16 protein-coding genes are annotated in these 19,964 nt (G+C 72.5%); 11 read left to right on the top strand and 5 right to left on the bottom strand.

From position 1 onward, the window contains the following. Nucleotides 1-73: 73 nt before the first annotated feature. The 5 genes from OG711_RS12195 to OG711_RS12175 all read left to right on the top strand — a co-directional run bounded on the left by OG711_RS12195 (nucleotide 74) and on the right by OG711_RS12175 (nucleotide 5,621). A complete protein-coding gene (locus OG711_RS12195; protein WP_329559247.1) occupies nucleotides 74-568 on the top strand; it encodes a MarR family winged helix-turn-helix transcriptional regulator in 495 nt (164 codons plus the stop codon). A 364-nt stretch (nucleotides 569-932) separates the two neighbouring features. Further along, entirely contained in the window at nucleotides 933-1,904 is a 972-nt protein-coding gene (locus OG711_RS12190; protein WP_266507928.1) for a tetratricopeptide repeat protein, read from the top strand. Nucleotides 1,905-2,631: 727 nt separating this feature from the next. Continuing rightward, the gene (locus tag OG711_RS12185) at nucleotides 2,632-3,249 is read left to right on the top strand and encodes a DUF6230 family protein (RefSeq protein WP_073785062.1); all 618 of its coding nucleotides are present in this window, start codon (nucleotides 2,632-2,634) and stop codon (nucleotides 3,247-3,249) included. Between the two features lie 211 nt (nucleotides 3,250-3,460). Continuing rightward, on the top strand, nucleotides 3,461-3,913 hold the full coding sequence (locus OG711_RS12180; RefSeq protein WP_237542233.1) for a DUF6114 domain-containing protein: 453 nt from the start codon (nucleotides 3,461-3,463) through the stop codon (nucleotides 3,911-3,913). After that, nucleotides 3,903-5,621, top strand: coding sequence for a hypothetical protein (locus OG711_RS12175; RefSeq protein WP_329559246.1), 1,719 nt, complete (start codon nucleotides 3,903-3,905; stop codon nucleotides 5,619-5,621). The genes OG711_RS12180 and OG711_RS12175 overlap by 11 nt, the downstream gene beginning before the upstream one ends. A 111-nt stretch (nucleotides 5,622-5,732) precedes the next feature. Here OG711_RS12175 and pyk read toward each other — a convergent pair whose 3' ends face one another. The 3 genes from pyk to pta form a co-directional block, all read right to left on the bottom strand. Then, a complete protein-coding gene (gene pyk / locus OG711_RS12170) occupies nucleotides 5,733-7,163 on the bottom strand; it encodes a pyruvate kinase (RefSeq protein WP_073785064.1) in 1,431 nt (476 codons plus the stop codon). 131 nt (nucleotides 7,164-7,294) lie between these two features. After that, nucleotides 7,295-8,506 (bottom strand): acetate kinase, encoded by a 1,212-nt coding sequence (locus OG711_RS12165; RefSeq protein WP_329559245.1) that lies wholly within the window; start codon nucleotides 8,504-8,506, stop codon nucleotides 7,295-7,297. A gap of 47 nt (nucleotides 8,507-8,553) precedes the next feature. After that, nucleotides 8,554-10,674 carry a phosphate acetyltransferase gene (pta, locus tag OG711_RS12160; protein WP_073785068.1) on the bottom strand — a complete coding sequence of 707 codons (2,121 nt, stop codon included), beginning with the start codon at nucleotides 10,672-10,674 and terminating at the stop codon, nucleotides 8,554-8,556. 277 nt (nucleotides 10,675-10,951) lie between these two features. Between pta and OG711_RS12155 the strand changes: the two genes are divergently transcribed. Continuing rightward, nucleotides 10,952-11,977 (top strand): 6-phosphofructokinase, encoded by a 1,026-nt coding sequence (locus OG711_RS12155; protein ID WP_073785070.1) that lies wholly within the window; start codon nucleotides 10,952-10,954, stop codon nucleotides 11,975-11,977. Between the two features lie 670 nt (nucleotides 11,978-12,647). Here OG711_RS12155 and OG711_RS12150 read toward each other — a convergent pair. Further along, entirely contained in the window at nucleotides 12,648-13,262 is a 615-nt protein-coding gene (locus tag OG711_RS12150) for a response regulator (RefSeq protein ID WP_399505461.1), read from the bottom strand. Between the two features lie 53 nt (nucleotides 13,263-13,315). Further along, nucleotides 13,316-15,076, bottom strand: coding sequence for a sensor histidine kinase (locus OG711_RS12145; RefSeq protein ID WP_329559244.1), 1,761 nt, complete (start codon nucleotides 15,074-15,076; stop codon nucleotides 13,316-13,318). Nucleotides 15,077-15,325: 249 nt separating this feature from the next. Between OG711_RS12145 and OG711_RS12140 the strand changes: the two genes are divergently transcribed. From OG711_RS12140 to OG711_RS12120, 5 genes are all read left to right on the top strand, one after another. Further along, on the top strand, nucleotides 15,326-16,726 hold the full coding sequence (locus OG711_RS12140) for a cation:dicarboxylate symporter family transporter (RefSeq protein ID WP_073785075.1): 1,401 nt from the start codon (nucleotides 15,326-15,328) through the stop codon (nucleotides 16,724-16,726). A 228-nt stretch (nucleotides 16,727-16,954) separates the two neighbouring features. Then, nucleotides 16,955-17,911 carry an NAD(P)-dependent oxidoreductase gene (locus tag OG711_RS12135; RefSeq protein WP_266507924.1) on the top strand — a complete coding sequence of 319 codons (957 nt, stop codon included), beginning with the start codon at nucleotides 16,955-16,957 and terminating at the stop codon, nucleotides 17,909-17,911. A 229-nt stretch (nucleotides 17,912-18,140) separates the two neighbouring features. Beyond that, nucleotides 18,141-18,614 carry a MerR family transcriptional regulator gene (locus OG711_RS12130; protein ID WP_073785077.1) on the top strand — a complete coding sequence of 158 codons (474 nt, stop codon included), beginning with the start codon at nucleotides 18,141-18,143 and terminating at the stop codon, nucleotides 18,612-18,614. Continuing rightward, nucleotides 18,611-18,943 carry a thioredoxin gene (gene trxA, locus OG711_RS12125; RefSeq protein WP_073785079.1) on the top strand — a complete coding sequence of 111 codons (333 nt, stop codon included), beginning with the start codon at nucleotides 18,611-18,613 and terminating at the stop codon, nucleotides 18,941-18,943. Before OG711_RS12130 ends, trxA begins: the two co-directional genes overlap by 4 nt. A gap of 186 nt (nucleotides 18,944-19,129) precedes the next feature. Next, nucleotides 19,130-19,927, top strand: coding sequence for a VOC family protein (locus OG711_RS12120; RefSeq protein WP_329559243.1), 798 nt, complete (start codon nucleotides 19,130-19,132; stop codon nucleotides 19,925-19,927). Nucleotides 19,928-19,964: the final 37 nt, after the last annotated feature.

The raw sequence follows: 19,964 nt of genomic DNA, 5'->3' as shown, positions 1-19,964 counted from the left end.
GTGCTCCCCGGCAGGCTGTCGACGCGTGCCGTCCGGGCGCACCGCCAGGGACGGCGCAGGACCGGAGGGCGAAGTGGACGGAACGGGGCCCGGCGAGGTCGCCGCCCGGCGCGAACGGCTGGCCGAGGAGCTCAGGTCGTACGGGGCGGCCTTCACGGAACTGGGCCGACGCTTCGCCGCGGACCTGGGCGTGCACTCCACCGACGCCTTCGCCCTGCTGGAGATCAGCACCGCCGAGGCGGCCGGTGAGCCACTGTCCCCGGCGCTGCTGGGACGGCGGGTCGCGCTGTCCTCGGGGGCCATGACCGCGCTGCTCAACCGGCTGGAGGAGGCCGGGTACGTGACCCGTACCCGGGAGCGGGCCGACCGGCGGGTCGTCACCCTGCGCAGCAGCGCCCGCGTCAAGGAGCTGGCCACCGCGTTCTTCGCCGCCGCCAACGCCCGCCAGGACGCCGTGCTGGCAAGCCGTCCGCCGGAACTGCTCCAGGAGTTCGAGGCCGTGCTGACGGAGCTGCGCGCCGCCCTGGACCCCGGCCCCGGACGGCCGGACGGCCCGTCCGGCCGCTGACCCTCCGGCCGCCGCCCGAGCCGTGGACCGGCCGAGCCGAACGCCGCCGACCACCCGCGCCGAACGCCGACCGCCCACCCCTGGCCCCGCCGACCACCCACCCCTGGCCCCGCCGACCGCCCGCGCCAAGCCCCGCCAACCGCTCGGGCCGAGCGCCGCCGACCGCCCGCGCCAAGCCCCGCCGACCACCCGCGCCGAGCTTCGCCGAGCGCCGGATGTCAAAGCGCCGGCGGCCCCTCACCCCCGCCCGGCGGGACCGGACGGCGGCCTTCCGGCGGGCGGTGCCGGGGCGCCCGGACCCCCGTACCCCGCGTACCGGCGCACCGCTTTTCGCCGTGCTCCGCCGAGGGGGGAGGATGTACCCATGCAGCCACGGAACATGTCCATGAGCGGGGTCGTCGACCTCGCCGCGGTGAAGGCCGCCCAGGAAGCCAAGGCGAAGGCCGAGCAGACCCGCGCCGAAGCGGCCCGGCAGGGCGGTGGCGGGGCCGTCTCCCCGTCCAGCCTCGTGATCGACGCCGATGAGGCCGGGTTCGAGAACGATGTCCTCCAGCGCTCCGCCGAGGTACCCGTCGTCATCGACTTCTGGGCCGAGTGGTGCGAGCCGTGCAAGCAGCTCAGCCCGCTGCTCGAACGCCTCGCCGTCGAGTACAACGGCCGGTTCGTCCTCGCGAAGATCGACGTCGAAGCCAATCAGATGCTGATGCAGCAGTTCGGTGTCCAGGGCATCCCGGCGGTCTTCGCCGTGGTCGCCGGACAGGCGCTGCCGCTGTTCCAGGGCGCCGCCCCGGAGGAGCAGATCCGGCAGACGCTCGACCAGCTGATCCAGGTCGCGGAGGAGCGCTTCGGTCTGACGGGCCTGACCGTCGACGCCGACGCGCAAGGGGCGCCCGAGCCGCAGGCCGCCGCCCCTGTGGGGCCGTACGACGCGCTCCTCGAAGCCGCGTCGCTCGCGCTGGACTCCGGTGACCTGGGCGGCGCGGTCCAGGCGTACCGCAATGTCCTCACCGACGACCCGCAGCACCCCGAGGCCAAACTCGGTCTCGCGCAGGCCGAGTTGCTCCAGCGGGTGGAGGGGGCCGACCCGCAGCAGGTCCGCCGCGACGCCGCCGACCGTCCGGGCGACGCCGGGGCGCAGATCGCCGCGGCCGACCTCGATCTGGTCGGCGGGCATGTCGAGGACGCCTTCGGGCGGCTCGTCGACGCCGTGCGCCGCACCGCGGGGGACGACCGGGAGGCCGTACGCGTACGGCTGATCCAGCTCTTCGACGTCATCGGGGCCGACGACCCGCGGGTGGGCGCCGCGCGCAAGGCGCTGGCGCGCGCCCTGTTCTGATCCCGTGCGCCCGGCCCGTGCCGGACCGCCCGGCGCGCGGTCCGTCCGCCGGGCGCGTTCCCGTCCGTCCGCCCGGCGAACTCCCGTTCGCCGGGCGGGACATGCGCGGTCGGCCGCCACCCGCCGTATTCGCGTGAAGGTCTTGTGAAACTTGAGGGGGCGGCGTGCGCCGCCCCCTCGTTCTTTACCTACTCTTGGTCGAACCGGCTACTGTTACTGCAAGTAAGTCATGGTCGGCGGTCCGTCACGATTCATCCCCGATGACCGGATGTGCCGACTTGTGTCCGCTCACTCGTTGTGTCCGTGTGGTGTCTGTCGGTCGCGGGGTGGTGGCCGGTTCGTTACCGGCGAGTAGTGAAGCCCCTTGTGCCAGCGGCCGTAATACACCACGATCGGCCACGCTCGGTCCATTCCCTCTCCACCCGGCAGCCAGTCCGGGCCCTTGGGACCCTGGGTCCCCACCGGGCGGCCGGTGACAAGGGCACCGGTCCGGGACAGGGGGGTCTTCGCCGACCGGCGGAGCCTGTCCGCATGTCGCGTCCGACCCGTCGGACGCGACCGGTGGCTGTCGCTCGGGGGTGAACGCCGGTGATTCGGGCGCGTGCGCGTCACCGAGGGCGGGCGCTCTTCCCGCCGACGACGCCGCACTTCTCCCATCCCTGCCCGGCCGGGCCGCCGAACGCGGCCGACCAGGGCCGGAGATGTACGTCCGAGAAGGAGGAAAGTCATGGAGTCCGTGGCTCGTGGCGGTACCAGATGGACACGGTTCGCCGTGGTCATGGTGCCGAGCGTCGCGGCGACCGCCGCGATAGGTGTCGCACTCTCGCAGGGTGCGCTGGCGGCATCGTTCAGTGTGTCGGGCCAGCAGTTCAAGGTGACGGCCGACCGGCTCGACGGACAGGGGTTCGTGAACTACGGCGCGATGGACGTCAGTGGTTCGGGGAAGCATCCCGTCACGGTGATCGGGCTGGAGGACGCGACGATCACCGATCTGTGCCAGTCGGTGGTGATCCCGGTGCCGATCTTCGGCGATGTGTCGATGAAGCTCACCGCGGGCCGCCCCGGTGACCCGAAGGTCAAGGCGAACAAGCTGTACATCGACGCCGACGACCTCCAGGCCAACGCGACCTTCACCGAGATCGACATCGGGGTCTCGATCGACGAGACGTCGAAGGGCCCCGGCCCCTCGGCGGGGGACGACTACGTCCCCGACTCCTTTGCCCAGCAGGCCGATTCGGTGGTCTTCACCGATGTGAAGCAGCGTGCCTGGGCGACCTCGGCCGGTACGTTCCAGCTGTCCGGCCTCGCGATGAAGGTCCAGAGGGGCAAGAACGAGTGCTACTGAGCACACCGCCGTGATCCGGGGTCCGGCCCGAGGTGTCCCGGACCGCTCGTACGGTTCCCCCGAGGGGGCCGTGCCGGGCACCCGCGACCGGGCCCGGGACACGGCCGGACGCGGCGGCGGTCCCGGGCGCCACGACCACGCCCGGCCGCCCCCGCTCCCGTACGCACCGCCGAACCGAGAAGCAGACGCGACACCCGAGGAGCTGTACGACATGAGTGCCCAAGCGCACGGAGGGTTGAGCGACAGGCTGGCCGACCGGGCGGTCGTCTGGCGGCGGTCCTTCCGGCACTGGCGCGGTACCCGCCCGTTCTGGGCCGGGGTGCTGACCCTGCTGGGCGGTTTCCCCATCATGTACTTCCCGTACGCGAACCTCACGCTCGGCACGATGACGATCCGGATGGCGACCACCGCCGGTGCCGGATCGCTGATCATCGGCGTGCTGCTGGTCGTGCTCGGACTGACGATGTGGTTCCAGAAGCACTCGCGGATCTTCGCGGGGGTGGCCGCCATCCTGCTCGCCCTGGTCTCGCTGGTCGTCTCCAACTTCGGCGGCCTGGTGGCGGGTTACGCGCTCGCCCTGGTCGGCGGCGCGCTGGCCATCGCCTGGGCCCCCGGCGCCCCGGTCCCCGCCGCCGGGACGGACGGGAGGCAGCGTGTCGACTGAGGAGGAGACCGCCGCGTCCGGCGCGCCCCGGCCCCGCGGCCGGAACGCGCCCCGGCACGCCGCTCCCCGCAAACCGCTGCTGACCCGGCTGCACATGCCCGCCGGGAAGGCGATAGCCATCGCCGCGATGCCGACCGCCGTCCTGATGGGCATGGGGCTGACCCCCACGCTCGCCCAGGCCAGGCCCGTGGTGCCGGACAACCCGTTCCAGGACGGCCCGTGCGTCACCGCGCCGGACACCGTCCCGGCCGGGAAGTCCGCCACGGAGGCCGAGGAGAAGCCCGGCGCGGAGGCCGGTGGGAAGTCCGGTGGGAAATCCGGCACGGAATCCGGCGAGCCGTCCGGCGCGGCCGCCACGCCGACCCCGGACCCGGCCACCGACGCCCCGGCCGCCCGGAGCCCGGACGCGCGCGACGGTGACGGCTCGCGGGCCGGGAAGCCGGCGAGCGGGAGACCGGAGGCCGGGAAGCCGACGGGCGGGACCACGGAAGCCCGGGGCCCGGACGCCGTACGCACCCCGGGCCGCCCGGAACCCGCACCGGCGCCCTCGCCCACCGGCGACCGGGACCGGGACGCCGACGAGGACCCGGACTCGGACCGCGACCGCGACCGTGGCTCAGGACCCGGCCCCGGACCCGCGCCGACCTCCTCCGCGCCGACCCCCTCCGCCCGGGCCCGGGAGCCCGTCACCCGGACCTCGCCGACCCCCGCCCCCGCCCGTACCCGGCTGCCGTCGCATCCGCTGGACCGGCTGAATCCGCTGGACCCGCTCGGCGTCGGCCGGGCCGTCGAGGACCTTCTCTCACCGCTGCGGCCCCGCGTGCCCGCCATCACCGGGTCGGCCACCCCCACGCCGACCCGGACCCCCGGCGGTCACGGCACCGGGACACCGGAGCGCGAGCGGGACGACGACGGCGACGGCGGTGACGAGGGCGAGCAGCCCGACGCCGACGACGAGGAGTCCGGCACCCCGGGCACCGGCGATCCCGCGACGCCCACCGGACCGGCCGGGTCCGCCGGGACCACCGCGCCGGACGCGCCGGACGGACCTGCGCAGCCGGACGAGCCCACCGGCGCCGCCACGCCCACCCCCGCCACCCCGTCCGGCACTCCCGGCGCGACGCCCACGCCCACCCCCACCGGTACCCCAGGAGCCACGCCCACCCCCGGGCCCACGAAGTCCCCGTCGGCCGCCGATCCGATGGCGCCGGACGCGGACGGCAAGGTGCCCTTCCCCTGTGTCGTCGAGCGGAAGGTCGCGGGGGACGCCGAGCGTCCACCGGCCATGATCCCCAACCAGCCCTGGCATCTGGAAGCCAGTTCGCTGCTGCTCAAGGGCCTGGACTACCAGGGCGTGGTGAATCTGACGATGCCGAACGGCCGTACCAAGCAGGCCCTGAAGTTCGTCTCCGCCGACGGTGTCGACATCGGGGACCTGCATCAGATCGTGGACGCCCCGGGCGGCCGGAAGTACCACGTGCAGGCGGGCCGGGGCACGATCTCCACGATCAGGGGCGGGACGGTCACGATGTACACGGAACGGCTCGAAGGCAATCTCTTCGGGCTGATCCCGGTGGTGTTCGACCCGGAGCACCCGCCGCCGCTGAACATCCCGGTCGCCTACTTCACCCAGGTCCGGATCGTCCAGGCCGGGCAGTTCGGCGGGGACCTGACGATCCCGCAGCTCCATCAGTCGGTCACCGGCTGACCCGGCTGACCCGGCTGACCCGGCCGGCTGACCGCCCGGCCGGGCACGGGAAGCGCCGAGGGCGCCCCCCTTCGTACGGGGGGCGCCCTCGGCGTTTGTGGCGGGCGGTGCTCAGTCGCGCTCGCCGTTGCCCAGGTGGTGGACCCGGACCATGTTGGTGGTGCCGGGGACCCCGGGAGGCGAACCGGCGGTGATCACGACGCTGTCGCCGTCGTGGAACCGCTTGAGCTTCACGACCTCGCCGTCGACCAGGCCGACCATCTCGTCGGTGGTGCCCACGTGCGGCACGATGTACGCGTCGACGCCCCAGCTCAGGGTGAGCTGGTTGCGGGTGTTCTCGTCGGTGGTGAAGGCCAGGATCGGCTGGGCCGCGCGGTAGCGCGACAGCCGCCGGGCGGTGTCACCGGACTGGGTGAAGGCGATCAGGCCCTTGGCGCCGAGGAAGTCCGCGATCTCGCAGGCGGCACGTGCCACCGAACCGCCCTGGGTGCGGGGCTTCTTGCCGGGCACCAGCGGCTGGAGGCCCTTGGAGATCAGCTCCTCCTCCGCGGCGATGACGATCTTCGACATCGTCTTCACGGTCTCGATCGGATAGGCGCCGACCGAGGACTCCGCGGAGAGCATGACCGCGTCCGCGCCGTCCAGGATCGCGTTGGCGACGTCCGAGGCCTCCGCGCGGGTGGGGCGGGAGTTGGTGATCATCGACTCCATCATCTGGGTCGCCACGATCACCGGCTTGGCGTTGCGGCGGCACAGCTCGATGAGCCGCTTCTGCACCATCGGGACCTTTTCGAGCGGGTACTCGACGGCGAGGTCACCACGGGCGACCATCACTCCGTCGAACGCCGCGACGACGTCCTCCATGTTGGCGACCGCCTGCGGCTTCTCCACCTTGGCGATGACCGGGACGCGGCGCCCCTCCTCGTCCATGATCTTGTGGACGTCGTTCACGTCGCCCGCGTCGCGGACGAAGGACAGGGCGACCAGGTCGCAGCCCATCCGCAGGGCGAACCGCAGGTCGTCGATGTCCTTCTCGGACAGCGCCGGGACGTTCACCGCCGCGCCGGGCAGGTTGATGCCCTTGTGGTCGGAGATGACACCGCCCTCGATGACGATCGTCAGCACCCGCGGACCCTCGATACCGGTGACCCGCAGCTCGACGTTGCCGTCGTTGATCAGGATCGCGTCGCCGATACGGCAGTCGCCGGGCAGACCCTTGTACGTGGTGCCGCAGATGGTCTTGTCGCCGGGGACGTCCTCGGTGGTGATGGTGAACTCGTCACCGCGCACCAGCTCGACGGGGCCCTCGGCGAAGGTCTCCAGCCGGATCTTGGGGCCCTGGAGGTCGGCGAGCACGCCGATGGCCTTCCCGGTCACCTCGGACGCCTGCCGGACGCGCTCGTACCGCGCCTTGTGCTCGTCGTGGCTTCCGTGGCTCATGTTGAAACGGGCCACGTTCATCCCGGCCTCGATGAGCGTCTTCAGTTGCTCGAACGAGTCGACGGCGGGGCCCAGCGTACAGACGATCTTGGAACGGCGCATGACGCTAATCCTATCGGTTTGTTTCACTGCGGAATATTCCGCCTGGCGGAAGATACAAATGGGCGGATGCCCGCTCAGGCGTGCCGTACGCGGATCTCCGGGGAGAGCGGACCGGGCCGCGCGGGCCCCGCTCAGCCCCGTACCAGTGCGTATGTCTGCGTGGCGATCTCCAGTTCCTCGTCGGTCGGGACCACGGCCACCGCGACCCGCGCGTACACGGGCGAGATCAGCCGGGGCTCGTCCCCGCGCACCGCGTTCAGCTCACCGTCCACCACCAGCCCCAGTTCCTCCAGTCCGGCGATCGCGGCCTCCCGCACCGGCGCCGCGTTCTCGCCGACACCCGCCGTGAACACCACCGCGTCCACCCGGCCCAGCACCGCGTAGTAGGCGCCGATGTACTTCCTCAGCCGGTGGATGTAGATGTCGAACGCGAGCCGCGCCGCCTCGTCACCCTCCTCGATCCGGCGCCGGATCTCCCGCATGTCGTTGTCGCCGCACAGCCCGACCAGCCCGCTCCGCTTGTTCAGCAGGGTGTCGATCTCATCGGTGTCCATGCCCGCGACGCGCTTCAGATGGAACACGACCGCCGGGTCGACATCCCCCGAACGGGTGCCCATCACCAGCCCCTCCAGCGGTGTCAGCCCCATCGAGGTGTCCACGCACCGGCCGCCGCGCACCGCCGACGCCGAGGCGCCGTTGCCGAGGTGCAGCACGATCACATTGACCTCGGACGGCTCCTTGCCCAGCAGCTCCGCCGTCCGCCGGGACACATACGCGTGCGAGGTGCCGTGGAAGCCGTAGCGGCGGATACGGTGCGCGTCGGCGGTCGCCACGTCGATCGCGTAGCGCGCCGCCGCCTCCGGCATCGTCGTGTGGAACGCCGTGTCGAAGACCGCGACCTGCGGCAGATCGGGACGCAGCTCCCGCGCGGTACGGATACCGGTCAGGTTCGCCGGGTTGTGCAGCGGCGCCACCGGGATCAGCCGCTCGATCTCCGCGAGGACCGCCTCGTCGATCAGCGTCGGCTCGGTGAAGTGCTTTCCGCCGTGCACCACCCGGTGCCCGACCGCCGCCAGCTCCGGGGAGTCCAGGCCCAGCCCGTCGGCGGCCAGTTCGGCGGCCACCGCCTTCAGCGCCGCCGCGTGGTCGGCCATCGGCTCCGTCCGCTCCCGGACCTCACCGCCCCCCGGCGGGGTGTGGACCAGCCGGGAGGAACCCTCCCCGATCCGCTCCACCAGCCCACCGGCCGGACGGGAGCCGTCCCGCATGTCGAGGAGCTGGTACTTCACCGACGAGGAGCCGGAGTTCAGGACGAGGACGCGGTGCGGACGGGCTTCGGTCACGGGTGGGGTGCCTTCTGCTGGGGGGACGGGTCGGGGGCCGGGGGCGGTCATACGGTGGGGGTCCCGGAGGGGTCCGACGGCGGTGCCGGGGGACGGGTGGCCGGGCCCTGTGCCTGGATCGCGGTGATGGCCACCGTGTTGACGATGTCCTGGACCAGGGCGCCGCGCGACAGATCGTTCACCGGCTTGCGCAGCCCCTGGAGCACCGGGCCGACCGCGATGGCGCCCGCCGAGCGCTGCACGGCCTTGTACGTGTTGTTGCCGGTGTTCAGGTCGGGGAAGATCAGCACGCTCGCCTGGCCCGCCACCGTCGACTCCGGCAGTTTGGTCGCCGCGACCGACGGTTCCACCGCCGCGTCGTACTGGATCGGTCCCTCGACCCGCAGATCGCTCCGCAGCGAGCGGACCAGCCCGGTCGCCTCCCGGACCTTGTCGACGTCCGCGCCCGAGCCCGAGGTGCCCGTCGAGTACGACAGCATCGCGATCCGGGGATCCACCCCGAACTGCTCGGCGGTCGCCGCCGACTGGATCGCGATGTCCGCGAGCTGCTCCGCGTCCGGGTCCGGGTTCACCGCGCAGTCGCCGTACACGAGGACCTTGTCGGCCAGGCACATGAAGAACACCGACGACACGATCTTCGCGCCCGGACTGGTCTTGATGATCTCGAACGCCGGACGGATCGTCGCCGCCGTCGAGTGCACCGAACCGGACACCATGCCGTCCGCCAGACCCTCCTGGACCATCAGCGTGCCGAAGTAGTTCACGTCCGCGACCACGTCGTACGCCAGCTCCACACTGACGCCCTTGTGCGCCCGCAGCTGCGCGTACCGCGCCGCGAAACGGTCCCGCAGCTCGGAGGTCTGCGGATCGACCAGATCGGCGTCCGCGAGATTCACCCCGAGGTCGGCGGCCTTCTTGCGGATCACCTCCACATCGCCCAGCAGCGTCAGGTCGCACACCCCGCGCCGCAGCAGCACGTCCGCCGCGCGCAGCACCCGCTCCTCGGTGCCCTCCGGCAGCACCACCCGCCGGCGGTCCTCGCGCGCCCGCTCCAGCAGCTTGTGCTCGAACATCATCGGGGTGACCCGGGTACTGCTCGGCGCCGAGATCCGGCTCATCAGCGCCGCCGTGTCGACATGCCGTTCGAACAGCCCGAGCGCGGTCTCCGCCTTGCGGGGCGTCGCCGCGTTCAGCTTGCCCTCCAGACCCGACAGCTCCGCCGCCGTCGGGAAGCTGTTCCCCGGCACCGAGACGACCGGGGTGCCCGGCGCGAGCCGCGCGGCCAGCGTCAGGATCTGCTCCGGCGGCCGCTCCCCGAGGGTCAGCAGCACCCCGGCTATCGGCGGGGTGCCCGAACTGTGCGCGGCGAGCGAGCCCACCACCAGGTCCGCGCGGTCCCCGGGCGTCACCACCAGACAGCCCGGGGTCAGCGCCGCCAGGAAGTTCGGCAGCATCGCCCCGCCGAACACGAAGTCCAGCGCGTCCCGGGCCAGCCCCGAGTCGTCGCCCAGCAGGACCGTGCCACCGAGGGCGTGCGTCACCTGCGCGACGGTCGGCGCCGACAGCGCGGGCTCGTCGGGCAGCACCCAGCACGGCACCGGCAGCCGGGACTCCAGCCGCTCATGGATGACGTCACGGTCCTTCGGGTCCACCCGGTTCACCGCCAGCGCGAGCACATCGCAGCCCAGCGCCTCGTAAGCGCGGTACGCGTTACGGGCCTCCGCGCGTACCGACTCGGCGGTCTGCCCACGGCCGCCCACCACCGGCAGCACCGACGCCCCGAACTCGTTCGCGAGCCGGGCGTTCAGCGCCAGCTCGTCCGGGAGCTGCGTCGCCGCGTAGTCGGTCCCGAGCACCAGGACCACCTCGTACTCCTCGGCGACCCGGTGGAACCGGTCCACCAGCCGTGACACCAGCTCGTCGGTGCCCTGCTCGGCCTGGATCGTGGACGCCTCGTGGTAGTCCATGCCGTACGCCGACGCGGGGTCCTGGGACAGCCGGTAGCGGGCACGCAGCAGGTCGTACAGCCGGTCCGGACCGTCATGGACGAGGGGACGGAACACCCCCACGCGGTCGACCTGGCGGGTCAGGATCTCCATGACCCCCAGCTCCACGACCTGGCGGCCGTCGCCCCTGTCGATCCCGGTCACGTACACGCTGCGCGTCACGCGTGCCCTCCATCTCGTCGCCGCGCCCTGCTTTCGCCTGCGTCCGATTTGTGATCGTTTCAGCGCGGTCGGTGTGTGATTCGTAGTCTGCTCTTGACAATACCTGTGTGGCTGGTTACAGCGCCCGCCGGACCGCGACCGCCCCGTGACGGGGGAGCCTGCCCGCGATCCGCCGGTCCAAAGTGGCGGGAGGGGACACGGCGCGGCGCCGGATGTGCCACCGTGGAACAATCGGACCGGCTCATCAGGATCAGCAGCGAGCAGGAGACAGAGCACGATGCGTATCGGAGTACTCACCGCAGGCGGCGACTGCCCGGGCCTGAACGCAGTGATCCGTTCGGTCGTGCACCGGGCCGTCACCCATCACGGCGACGAGGTCATCGGCTTCGAGGACGGCTACGCCGGGCTCCTCGACGGGCGCTACCGTCCCCTCGACCTCAACGCCGTCAGCGGCATCCTCGCCCGCGGCGGCACCATCCTCGGCTCCTCCCGGCTGGAGCGGGACCGCTTCCGCGCGGCCTGCGAGAACATCCGCCAGCTGGCCAAGGAGATCGGCTTCGACGTCCTCATCCCGATCGGCGGCGAGGGCACGCTGACCGCCGCGCGGATGCTCGCCGACGCGGGTCTCCCGGTCGTCGGGGTCCCCAAGACCATCGACAACGACATCTCCTCCACCGACCGCACCTTCGGCTTCGACACGGCCGTCGGGGTCGCCACCGAGGCGATGGACCGGCTCAAGACCACGGCGGAGTCCCACCAGCGGGTCATGGTCGTCGAGGTCATGGGACGACACGCCGGGTGGATCGCCCTGGAGTCCGGGATGGCCGCGGGAGCCCACGGCATCTGTCTGCCGGAGCGCCCGTTCGACCCGGACGACCTGGTCGCCCTGGTCGAGGAACGCTTCTCGCGCGGCAAGAAGTTCGCCGTGATCTGTGTCGCCGAGGGCGCCCACCCGATCGAGGGGTCGATGGACTACCAGAAGGGCGAGATCGACCGGTTCGGTCACGAGCGCTTCCAGGGCATCGGCACCGCGCTCGCCTTCGAGCTCCAGCGGCGCCTCGGCAAAGAGGCCAAGCCGGTCATCCTCGGCCATGTCCAGCGGGGTGGGACGCCCACCGCGTACGACCGCGTCCTCGCCACGCGCTTCGGCTGGCACGCGGTGGAGGCGGCGCACCGGGGGGAGTCCGGCAAGATGACCGCGCTGCGGGGTACGGACGTCGTCATGGTTCCCCTCGCCGACGCGGTCACCGAACTCAAAACGGTCCCGAAGGACCGCATGGACGAGGCGGAGTCGGTCTTCTAACGGGTCGCCTTCGCTCGCGCTTCCGAGGTCCGTCCGGCTGGACGTACTTGTTCCCGTGCGGGCCGTTCGTGGGTGCGCAGTTCCCCGCGGGTCGCCTTCGCTTGCGCTTCCGAGGTCCGTCCGGCTGGGCGTACTTGTTCCTGTGCGGGTCGTTCGTGGGTGCGCAGTTCCCCGCGGGACGCCTTCGCTTGCGCTTCCGAGGTCTGTCCGGCTGGACGTACTTGTTTCCCGCACAGGTCGTTCGTGGGTGCGCAGTTCCCCGCGCCCCTGGGGTTCCACACCTGGACGTACTTGTTCCCGTGCGGGCCGTTCGTGGGTGCGCAGTTCCCCGCGCCCCTTTGGGGGCGCCTCAGCCTCCTGAGGTTGTGTTTCACCCCCCACCTCGCGGACTCGCGCTGCTGCGGGAGGGGGTGGGCGGGAATCTCTGCCCGCAGACTCCGATGCTCTTCAGTAGCTCCGCTGGACGTCCGTACCGAGCGCGTTGGAGCGAGGACGGAGAATCCCGACCGGCACCGACCCCAAGAACCGACCGGACGCGCCCCAAAGGGGCGCGGGGAACTGCGCAAAACCCACGAGCGACGGCACAGGCAACAAGTACGCCCAGCCGGACAGACCTGGGAAGCGCAAGCGAAAGTGACCCGCGGCCGAAGGAACACGCCCCCCGGGAGGACTACTCGCGCCAGCGGTAGTGCAGCTCGGGCCGCCCGATCTGCCCGTAGACCGGCGCCCGGGTAGCCCGCCCCGTCCCCGCGAGATGCTCCAGATACCGCCGCGCGGTGATCCGCGAGATCCCCACCACCTCCGCGGCCCCCGCCGCGGTCACCCCGTCCGGCGCGGCCCGCAAGGTCCGCACCACCCGCTCCAGCGTCGGCCCGCTCAACCCCTTGGGCAACTCCGCCGGCGCGGGCGCCCGAAGCGTCGCCAGCGCCCGGTCCACCTCGTCCTGCCCGCTCGCCTCCCCCGCCGCCGTCCGGAACTCCGAGTACCGCACCAGCCGGTCCCGCAGCGTGGCGAACGTGAACGGCTTCAGCACGTACTGCACGACCCCCAGCGACACCCCCTCCCGCACGATCGCGAGGTCCCGCGCCGAGGTCACCGCGATCACGTCCGCGTGATGCCCCGCCGCCCGCAACGACCGCGCCAGCGCCAGCCCGTGGCCGTCCGGCAGATGGAGGTCCAGCAGCAGCAGGTCCACCGCCTGCCGCTCCAGCGCCCGCCGCGCCTGCGCGGCCGTGTGCACCTTGCCGACCGCCGTGAAACCGGGCACCCGCTCCACGTACATCATGTGCGCGTCCGCGGCCACCGGGTCGTCCTCGACGACCAGCACCCTGATCCCGCTCACCGGACCACCTCCGTACCCGCTCCCGCCACGGCTCCTGATTCCGCCCCGCCCTGTGGCCGCAACGGCAGCCGTGCCGTGAAACGGGCGCCGCCGCCGGGCGCGCCCGAGACCGTCAGGGTGCCGCCGTGGCGGCTCACCGTCTGGCGGACCAGGGCGAGGCCCAGCCCCCGGCCGCCCGGCCGTCCGGGCGCGGCCTTGGTGCTCCAGCCGCGGTCGAAGATGGCGTCCGTGTGCGCCGGGTCCACCCCGGCCCCGGTGTCGCTGACGTCCAGGGTCAGCACCCCGTCCCCCGCGCCGGCCGTCACCGTGACGCGGGCGTGATGGGTGCCCTGCGCCGCGTCCATCGCGTTGTCGATCAGGTTGCCGAGGACGGTGACCAGGTCGCGTGGGGGCAGCGACGGCGGCAGCACCCCGTCGTCCAGACGGCTGTCGGGGGACACCAGCAGTTCCACCCCCCGCTCGTTGGCCTGCGCGGCCTTCCCCAGCAGCAGCGCCGCCAGCACCGGCTCGCCGACCGCCGCGACCACCTGGTCGGTGAGCGCCTGCGCCAGCTCCAGCTCGGCGGTCGCGAAGTCGACGGCCTCCCCGGCCCGGTCCAGCTCGATCAGCGACACCACCGTGTGCAGCCGGTTCGCCGCCTCATGGGCCTGGGAGCGCAGTGCCTGGGTGAACCCACGTTCCGAGTCCAGTTCGCCCATCAGCGACTGGAGGTCGGTGTGGTCCCGCAGTGTCACCACCGTTCCGCGCCGCCCCCCGCTGGACACCGGCTGGGTGTTCACCACGAGGACCCGGCTCGCGCTCAGATGCAGCTCGTCCACCCGGGGTTCGGCGGACAGCAGCGCGCCCGTCAGCGACGGCGGCAGCCCCAGGTCCGCGACGGAACGGCCCACGGTGTCGTCCCCGGCCCCGAGCAGCTCACGCGCCCCGTCGTTGAGGAGGGCCACCTTCCGCTGTCCGTCGAGCATCAGCAGCCCCTCGCGCACCGCGTGCAGCGCGGCCTGGTGGTAGTCGTGCATCCGGCTGAGCTCGGCCGCGTTCATCCCGTGGGTGTGCCGCCGCAGCCGCGCGTTGATCACATACGTACCGATCCCGCCGAGCACCAGCGCGCCCGCCGCGACCGCGAGCAGCGCCATCACCTGGTCCCGGGCCTGCGCGCTGATCTCCTCGATGGTGATCCCGGCACTGACCAGCGCCACTATCGGCCCGTCCGGCGCCGCGCCCCCGGCCCCCGCCCCGTCACCCGTCACCGCCCCGTCCGCGGCGCTCGCGTACACCGGGGTGACGACACGGATCGATGGTCCCAGCGTCCCGGTGTACGTCTCCGCGAAGGTCTCCCCGCGCAGCGCGGGCCCGGTGTGACCGAGGAACGGGCCCCCGATCTGCCGCTCGTCGGGGTGCGTCCAGCGGATACCCGCCGTATCCATGATCGTCACGAAGTCGACCCCCGTCTCCCGCTGCACCCGCGCCGCGTACGGCTGGAGCTCCCGGGTCGGGTCCGGGCCGAGCACCGCCTCCCGCACCGAGGGGGACGCGGCCACCGCGCGGGCCGCCGCCTCCGCCTGCCTGCTGGCCGCCTGCTCCGCCTGGTGCCCGTCGCTCAGGTACGTGAACAGCGCGCAGCCCACCACGACGAGCGCGACCAGGACGACCTGCATCGCGAAGAGCTGAGCGGCCAGACTGCGCGGCCGGGGCACACGCGGTACACGGGTCAGCCGGGCGAGGGGCGCGGAGGGCCGGGACCGGCGGGCGGGGGACATGGCAACAGTCTGCACGCTCCCCGCGGCCGGGCCACGACGCGTGAACTCAATGAACGCAAGGGTGACCCCCCTCACAGGCTGGGAGATATTCACCGGGATCCGCCAGCCAGGACGTGAGCCGCACGCACTGAGCGCACCACGCGGGACGGCCCCGCCCGTTCCGTGCCACGCGGGAATTCACGGCATCCCGCGTCCGCCGGACCGCCGTCCTGTCCGTCCGCCCCAGTCGTCGTTGCCGAGGAGGCACCCGTGGCCGACACCGCCGTCGCCCCGCCCGCCAAGCGGGACCGCACCCACTATCTGTACATCGCCGTCATCGTCGCCGTGGCTCTCGGCATCACCATCGGCTTCGCCGCGCCGGACTTCGCCAAGGAACTCAAGCCGCTCGGCACCGGGTTCGTCGCCCTGATCAAGATGATGATCTCGCCGATCATCTTCTGCACGATCGTGCTGGGCGTCGGATCGGTCCGCAAGGCCGCGAAGATCGGCAAGGTCGGCGGTCTCGCGCTCGGCTACTTCATGGTGATGTCCGTCGCCGCGCTCGCCATCGGTCTGCTCGTCGGCAACATCCTCGACCCGGGCACCGGGATGGACCTCACCGACTCCGACAAGGAGGTCGGCCACGCCGCCGCCGAGGGCAGCAAGGGGACCGTGGACTTCCTGCTCGGGATCATCCCGGCGACCCTGGTCTCCGCGTTCACCGAGGGCGAGGTCCTCCAGACCCTGCTGGTCGCACTGCTCGTGGGCTTCGCGCTCCAGGCGATGGGCCGTACCGGCGAGCCGGTGCTGCGCGGTGTCGAGCACATCCAGCGGCTGGTGTTCCGCGTCCTCGCGATGATCATGTGGGCGGCCCCGGTGGGCGCGTTCGGCGCGATCGCCGCCGTGATCGGGGAGACCGGCGTGGACGCGCTCAAGGCGCTCGCCACGATCATGCTCGGCTTCTACGTCACCTGCGCGCTGTTCGTCGCGCTGGTGCTGGGCCTGCTGACCTGGGTCGTCGCCAAGGTCAACATCTGGCATCTGTTCCGCTACCTGGGCCGGGAGTTCCTGCTCATCCTGTCGACGTCGTCGTCGGAGTCCGCGCTGCCCCGTCTCATCGCCAAGATGGAGCACGTCGGGGTGAGCCGCCCGGTCGTCGGGATCACCGTCCCGACCGGGTACTCGTTCAACCTCGACGGCACGATGATCTATCTGACGATGGCCTCGCTGTTCATCGCGGAGGCCATGGGCCAGCCGATGGGCATCGGCCAGCAGATCGGGCTGCTGCTCTTCATGATGATCGCCTCCAAGGGCGCGGCCGGGGTGTCCGGTTCCGGGATCGCGGTCCTCGCGAGCGGACTCCAGTCGCACAAGCCCGCGCTGGTCGACGGCGTCGGCCTGATCATCGGCATCGACCGCTTCATGAGCGAGGCCCGCGCCCTCACCAACTTCGCGGGCAACGCGGTCGCCACCCTGCTGATCGGGGTGTGGACCAAGGAGGTCGACCGCGAGCGGGTCACCCGGGTCCTCGCCGGTGAACTGCCCTTCGACGAGCGGACCCTGCTGGACGACGGCCACGGCGGTACGCCGGAGCGGTCCGGGGACGACGACGTGCCGGCGCAGCGCGAAGCGGACGCGCGCGACGGCGGGAAGGAGCCGGTGAAGGCGTAACGCGGACCCTCGACGCGCCGCCCCCCACACACCGGCTTCTCGGCCCCGGAACCGCCCCCCAGGGGAACGGCTCCGGGGCTTTGCCGTATCCGGCGACCGGCCCCCCTGGACGGCGGGTCCCTTACCCACAGGTGCGTACCCCACCAGAAAGTCGGTACTTGTGGGACTTTCCGGCCCCCACGACGATGGAGACACCGCGAACGACCGTTCCGACGAAGGAAGTTACCGATGTCATCCAACGCCCCCACCTCCGCCGTCCCGACCGCCGCCACCGCCGCCACCGCCGCCGCCACGGGAGCCACGGCCGCTGCCAAGACCCCCGTCACGGTGCTCGGTCTCGGCGCGATGGGACGGGCGCTCGCCGCCGCGTTCCTGCGGGCCGGGCATCCGACCACCGTCTGGAACCGCTCCCCGGGCCGGGCCGACGAACTCGTCGCCCAGGGCGCGACGGAGGCCGCGACCGCCGCCGAGGCCGTCCGCGCCAGCCCGCTCGTCGTACTCATCGTGCTCGACCACAAGGCCGTCACCGCGGTCACCGAGGCGATCGCCGACGACCTGCCCGGCCGGACCCTCGTCAATCTGACCGCCGACACCCCCGACCGGGCCCGGGAGACCGCCGCGTGGGCCGCCGACCGGGGCATCGACTACCTCGACGGCTCCGTCATGGTCCCCGTCGACGTCATCGGCACCCCGCACGCGCTGCTCTTCCACGCCGGTCCCCGCGAACTGTTCGACCGGTACGCCGAAACCCTCGGCGCGCTCGGCGGACGGATCGAGTACGTCGGCGCCGAGTACGGTCTGGCCGCCGCCTACGACCTGGCGCTGCTCGACTACTTCTACGCGAGCATGTCCGGGCTGGTGCACGCCTTCGCCCTCGCCGAGGCGGAGGGCGCCGACCCGCTCGCCATCGGCCCGTTCTTCGACAGCATCACCGCGATCATGCCGCCCATCGCCGCGGAGATGGCCTCCGAGGTGGCGTCCGGCGAGTACCCCGGCGGCGGCGCGAACCTCGGGATGATGGCGGCCACCGTCGAGCACCTGGTCGAGGTGTCCGAGCACCGGCGCCTGGACACCGGTGTCCTGCACGCCATCAAGTCCGTCGCGGACCGGACCCTCGCCGCGGGCCGCGCCAAGGAGGGCTGGACCGCGACGGTGGACGTGGTGCGCCCCGCCGACCGGAGCTGAGCGCCACCGCGCGCCGGGTACCGCTGCACCCCGGTCGGGCGCGGCACCCGGCGCGGGAGCCGTCGTGGGCGGCGGTCCCGTCGGCCGCCGCCGGTTCCCGGGGCCCGGCCGCCCCCGTCCGGCCCTCCTGGTGCCTACGGTCCGCCGGGCCGCTGCCGATGACGGCGCACGGCGGCCCGCCGGACCGGGTGCTTGCCCTGACGCCGACGTCAGGCCCTAGCGTCGGGGTATGCGCATCGGTGAACTCGCGGCGCGGGCGGGGACGACCCCCCGTGCCCTGCGGTACTACGAGACACGGGGGCTGCTGTCCGCGCGACGCGGGGAGAACGGCCACCGGGTCTACGACGAGGACGATCTGCGGCTGCTGCGGCAGATCCGTACGCTCCAGGACTTCGGCTTCGACCTGGAGGAGACCCGGCCGTTCGTGGAGTGTCTGCGGGCCGGTCACCCCGAGGGCGACTCCTGTCCCGCGTCCCTCGACGTGTACCGCCGCAAGCTCGCCGAACTCGATCTGCTGATGGCCGAGCTGGCGGCCGTCAGGAGCCAGGTCGGGGAGCAGCTCGTGCGCGCCGAGCGGGCCCGTGACGCGCTGGCCGCCGACGCGCTGGTTCCGGGAGGCCCGGAGCCCGGATGCGCCGTGTTCCCCGGGGACGTACCGGACGGGACCACGGACACACACGGAACGGAGGACGGACACACATGATCGGGACCAAGGGTCTGACCGAGGTGACGGACGAGGACTTCGCGGAGGTGGTGCTGGGGGCGGAGCTGCCGGTGCTGGTGAAGTTCACGGCGGACTGGTGCCCGCCGTGCCGCATGATCGCCCCCGTGCTGGCCGAGATCGCGCGGGAGGAGTCCCACCGGCTGCGGATCGTCCAGCTCGACGTGGACACCAGTCCGGCGACCGCCGCCCGCTACGGGGTGCTGTCGGCGCCGACGCTCACGGTGTTCCGGGGCGGCGAGCCGGTGTGGTCGGTGGTGGGCGCCCGCCCCAAGCGCAAGCTCCTGGCGGAGCTGGCCGAGGTGGTCTGAGCCGGGCCGCCCGCCGCCGGACCGCGCACCGCCCGCCGCCGGCCCCGGCACCGCCCGCCGCCGGACCGCGCACCGCCCGCCGCCGAAAGGACAGCGGCCCGCCGCCGTGCCAGAGTGAGGAACGGAGGGGATATCGCGGTACCGGTTCCGGTACCGCGCACGGCCGTGTTCTGGAGGTCTCGCGAAATGCCCGAGATCAATGAAGCCTATGCGCCCGGTACCCCGTGCTGGGTGGGTCTGACGGCGCAGGACCAGCGTGCCGCGATGGATTACTACGGCACGCTCTTCGGCTGGACCGGTGAGGTCGGCCCGGCGGAGTACGGCGGTTACGCCGTGATGGAGAAGGACGGCAGAGCGGTCGCCGGGATCAGCCCGGCGATGGCCTCCGAGGGGCAGCCGGAACCGCCGCCCCATGTGTGGACGACGTTCCTGGCGAGCGACGACGCGGACGCGACCGCGCGGCGGATCTCCGACGCGGGCGGCGCGGTGCTGTTCGGCCCGGACGCCGTGGGCACCCTGGGCCGGATGGTCGTCGCCTCGGACGCGACGGGCGCGGTGTTCGGCGTCTGGGACCCTCAGGACTTCATCGGCGCGGGCCGGGTCAACGAGCCCGGTTCCGTGATCTGGTGCGACTGCAACACCCGTGATCTGCCGGCCGCCGCCGCGTTCTACGAGGCCGCCCTGGGACTCAAGGCGCACCGCGTCGACGAGGCGTCCGGCGACTATCTCGGCCTGTTCACCGAGGCCGCGCCGGACCGCCCGGTCGGCGGGGTCGGTGACATGGGCGACCGGTTCCCGCCGGAGGTGCCCCCGCACTGGATGACGACGTTCGCGGTGGCCGACCTCGCGGACACCGTCGCGACGCACCGCGAGGCGAACGGCACGGTCGTCCAGGAACCGACGAGGACGCCCTGGGGCGAGATGGCACTGCTCGTCGACCCGTGGGGCGCCCCCTTCGGCGCGATGCAGCCCGGCGGTTCCTGACCCCGGACCCGGGCCGGGCGCCCCCTCCGGACCCGGC

The sequence above is a fragment of the Streptomyces uncialis genome (assembly GCF_036250755.1).
Taxonomy (GTDB): Bacteria; Actinomycetota; Actinomycetes; order Streptomycetales; family Streptomycetaceae; genus Streptomyces; species Streptomyces uncialis.
This window is presented reverse-complemented; position numbering and strand designations above follow the sequence as displayed.

Excerpts from the sequence above, each read along its gene's own strand:
- OG711_RS12120 (WP_329559243.1), top strand. The coding sequence starts at position 19,130 with ATGCCCGAGATCAATGAAGCCTATGCGCCCGGTACCCCGTGCTGGGTG.
- OG711_RS12190 (WP_266507928.1), top strand. The coding sequence starts at position 933 with ATGCAGCCACGGAACATGTCCATGAGCGGGGTCGTCGACCTCGCCGCG.
- OG711_RS12150 (WP_399505461.1), bottom strand. The coding sequence starts at position 13,262 with ATGATGTACGTGGAGCGGGTGCCCGGTTTCACGGCGGTCGGCAAGGTG.
- OG711_RS12135 (WP_266507924.1), top strand. The coding sequence starts at position 16,955 with ATGTCATCCAACGCCCCCACCTCCGCCGTCCCGACCGCCGCCACCGCC.
- OG711_RS12180 (WP_237542233.1), top strand. The coding sequence starts at position 3,461 with ATGAGTGCCCAAGCGCACGGAGGGTTGAGCGACAGGCTGGCCGACCGG.
- OG711_RS12185 (WP_073785062.1), top strand. The coding sequence starts at position 2,632 with ATGGAGTCCGTGGCTCGTGGCGGTACCAGATGGACACGGTTCGCCGTG.
- pyk (WP_073785064.1), bottom strand. The coding sequence starts at position 7,163 with ATGCGCCGTTCCAAGATCGTCTGTACGCTGGGCCCCGCCGTCGACTCG.
- OG711_RS12130 (WP_073785077.1), top strand. The coding sequence starts at position 18,141 with ATGCGCATCGGTGAACTCGCGGCGCGGGCGGGGACGACCCCCCGTGCC.
- OG711_RS12155 (WP_073785070.1), top strand. The coding sequence starts at position 10,952 with ATGCGTATCGGAGTACTCACCGCAGGCGGCGACTGCCCGGGCCTGAAC.
- OG711_RS12145 (WP_329559244.1), bottom strand. The coding sequence starts at position 15,076 with ATGTCCCCCGCCCGCCGGTCCCGGCCCTCCGCGCCCCTCGCCCGGCTG.
- trxA (WP_073785079.1), top strand. The coding sequence starts at position 18,611 with ATGATCGGGACCAAGGGTCTGACCGAGGTGACGGACGAGGACTTCGCG.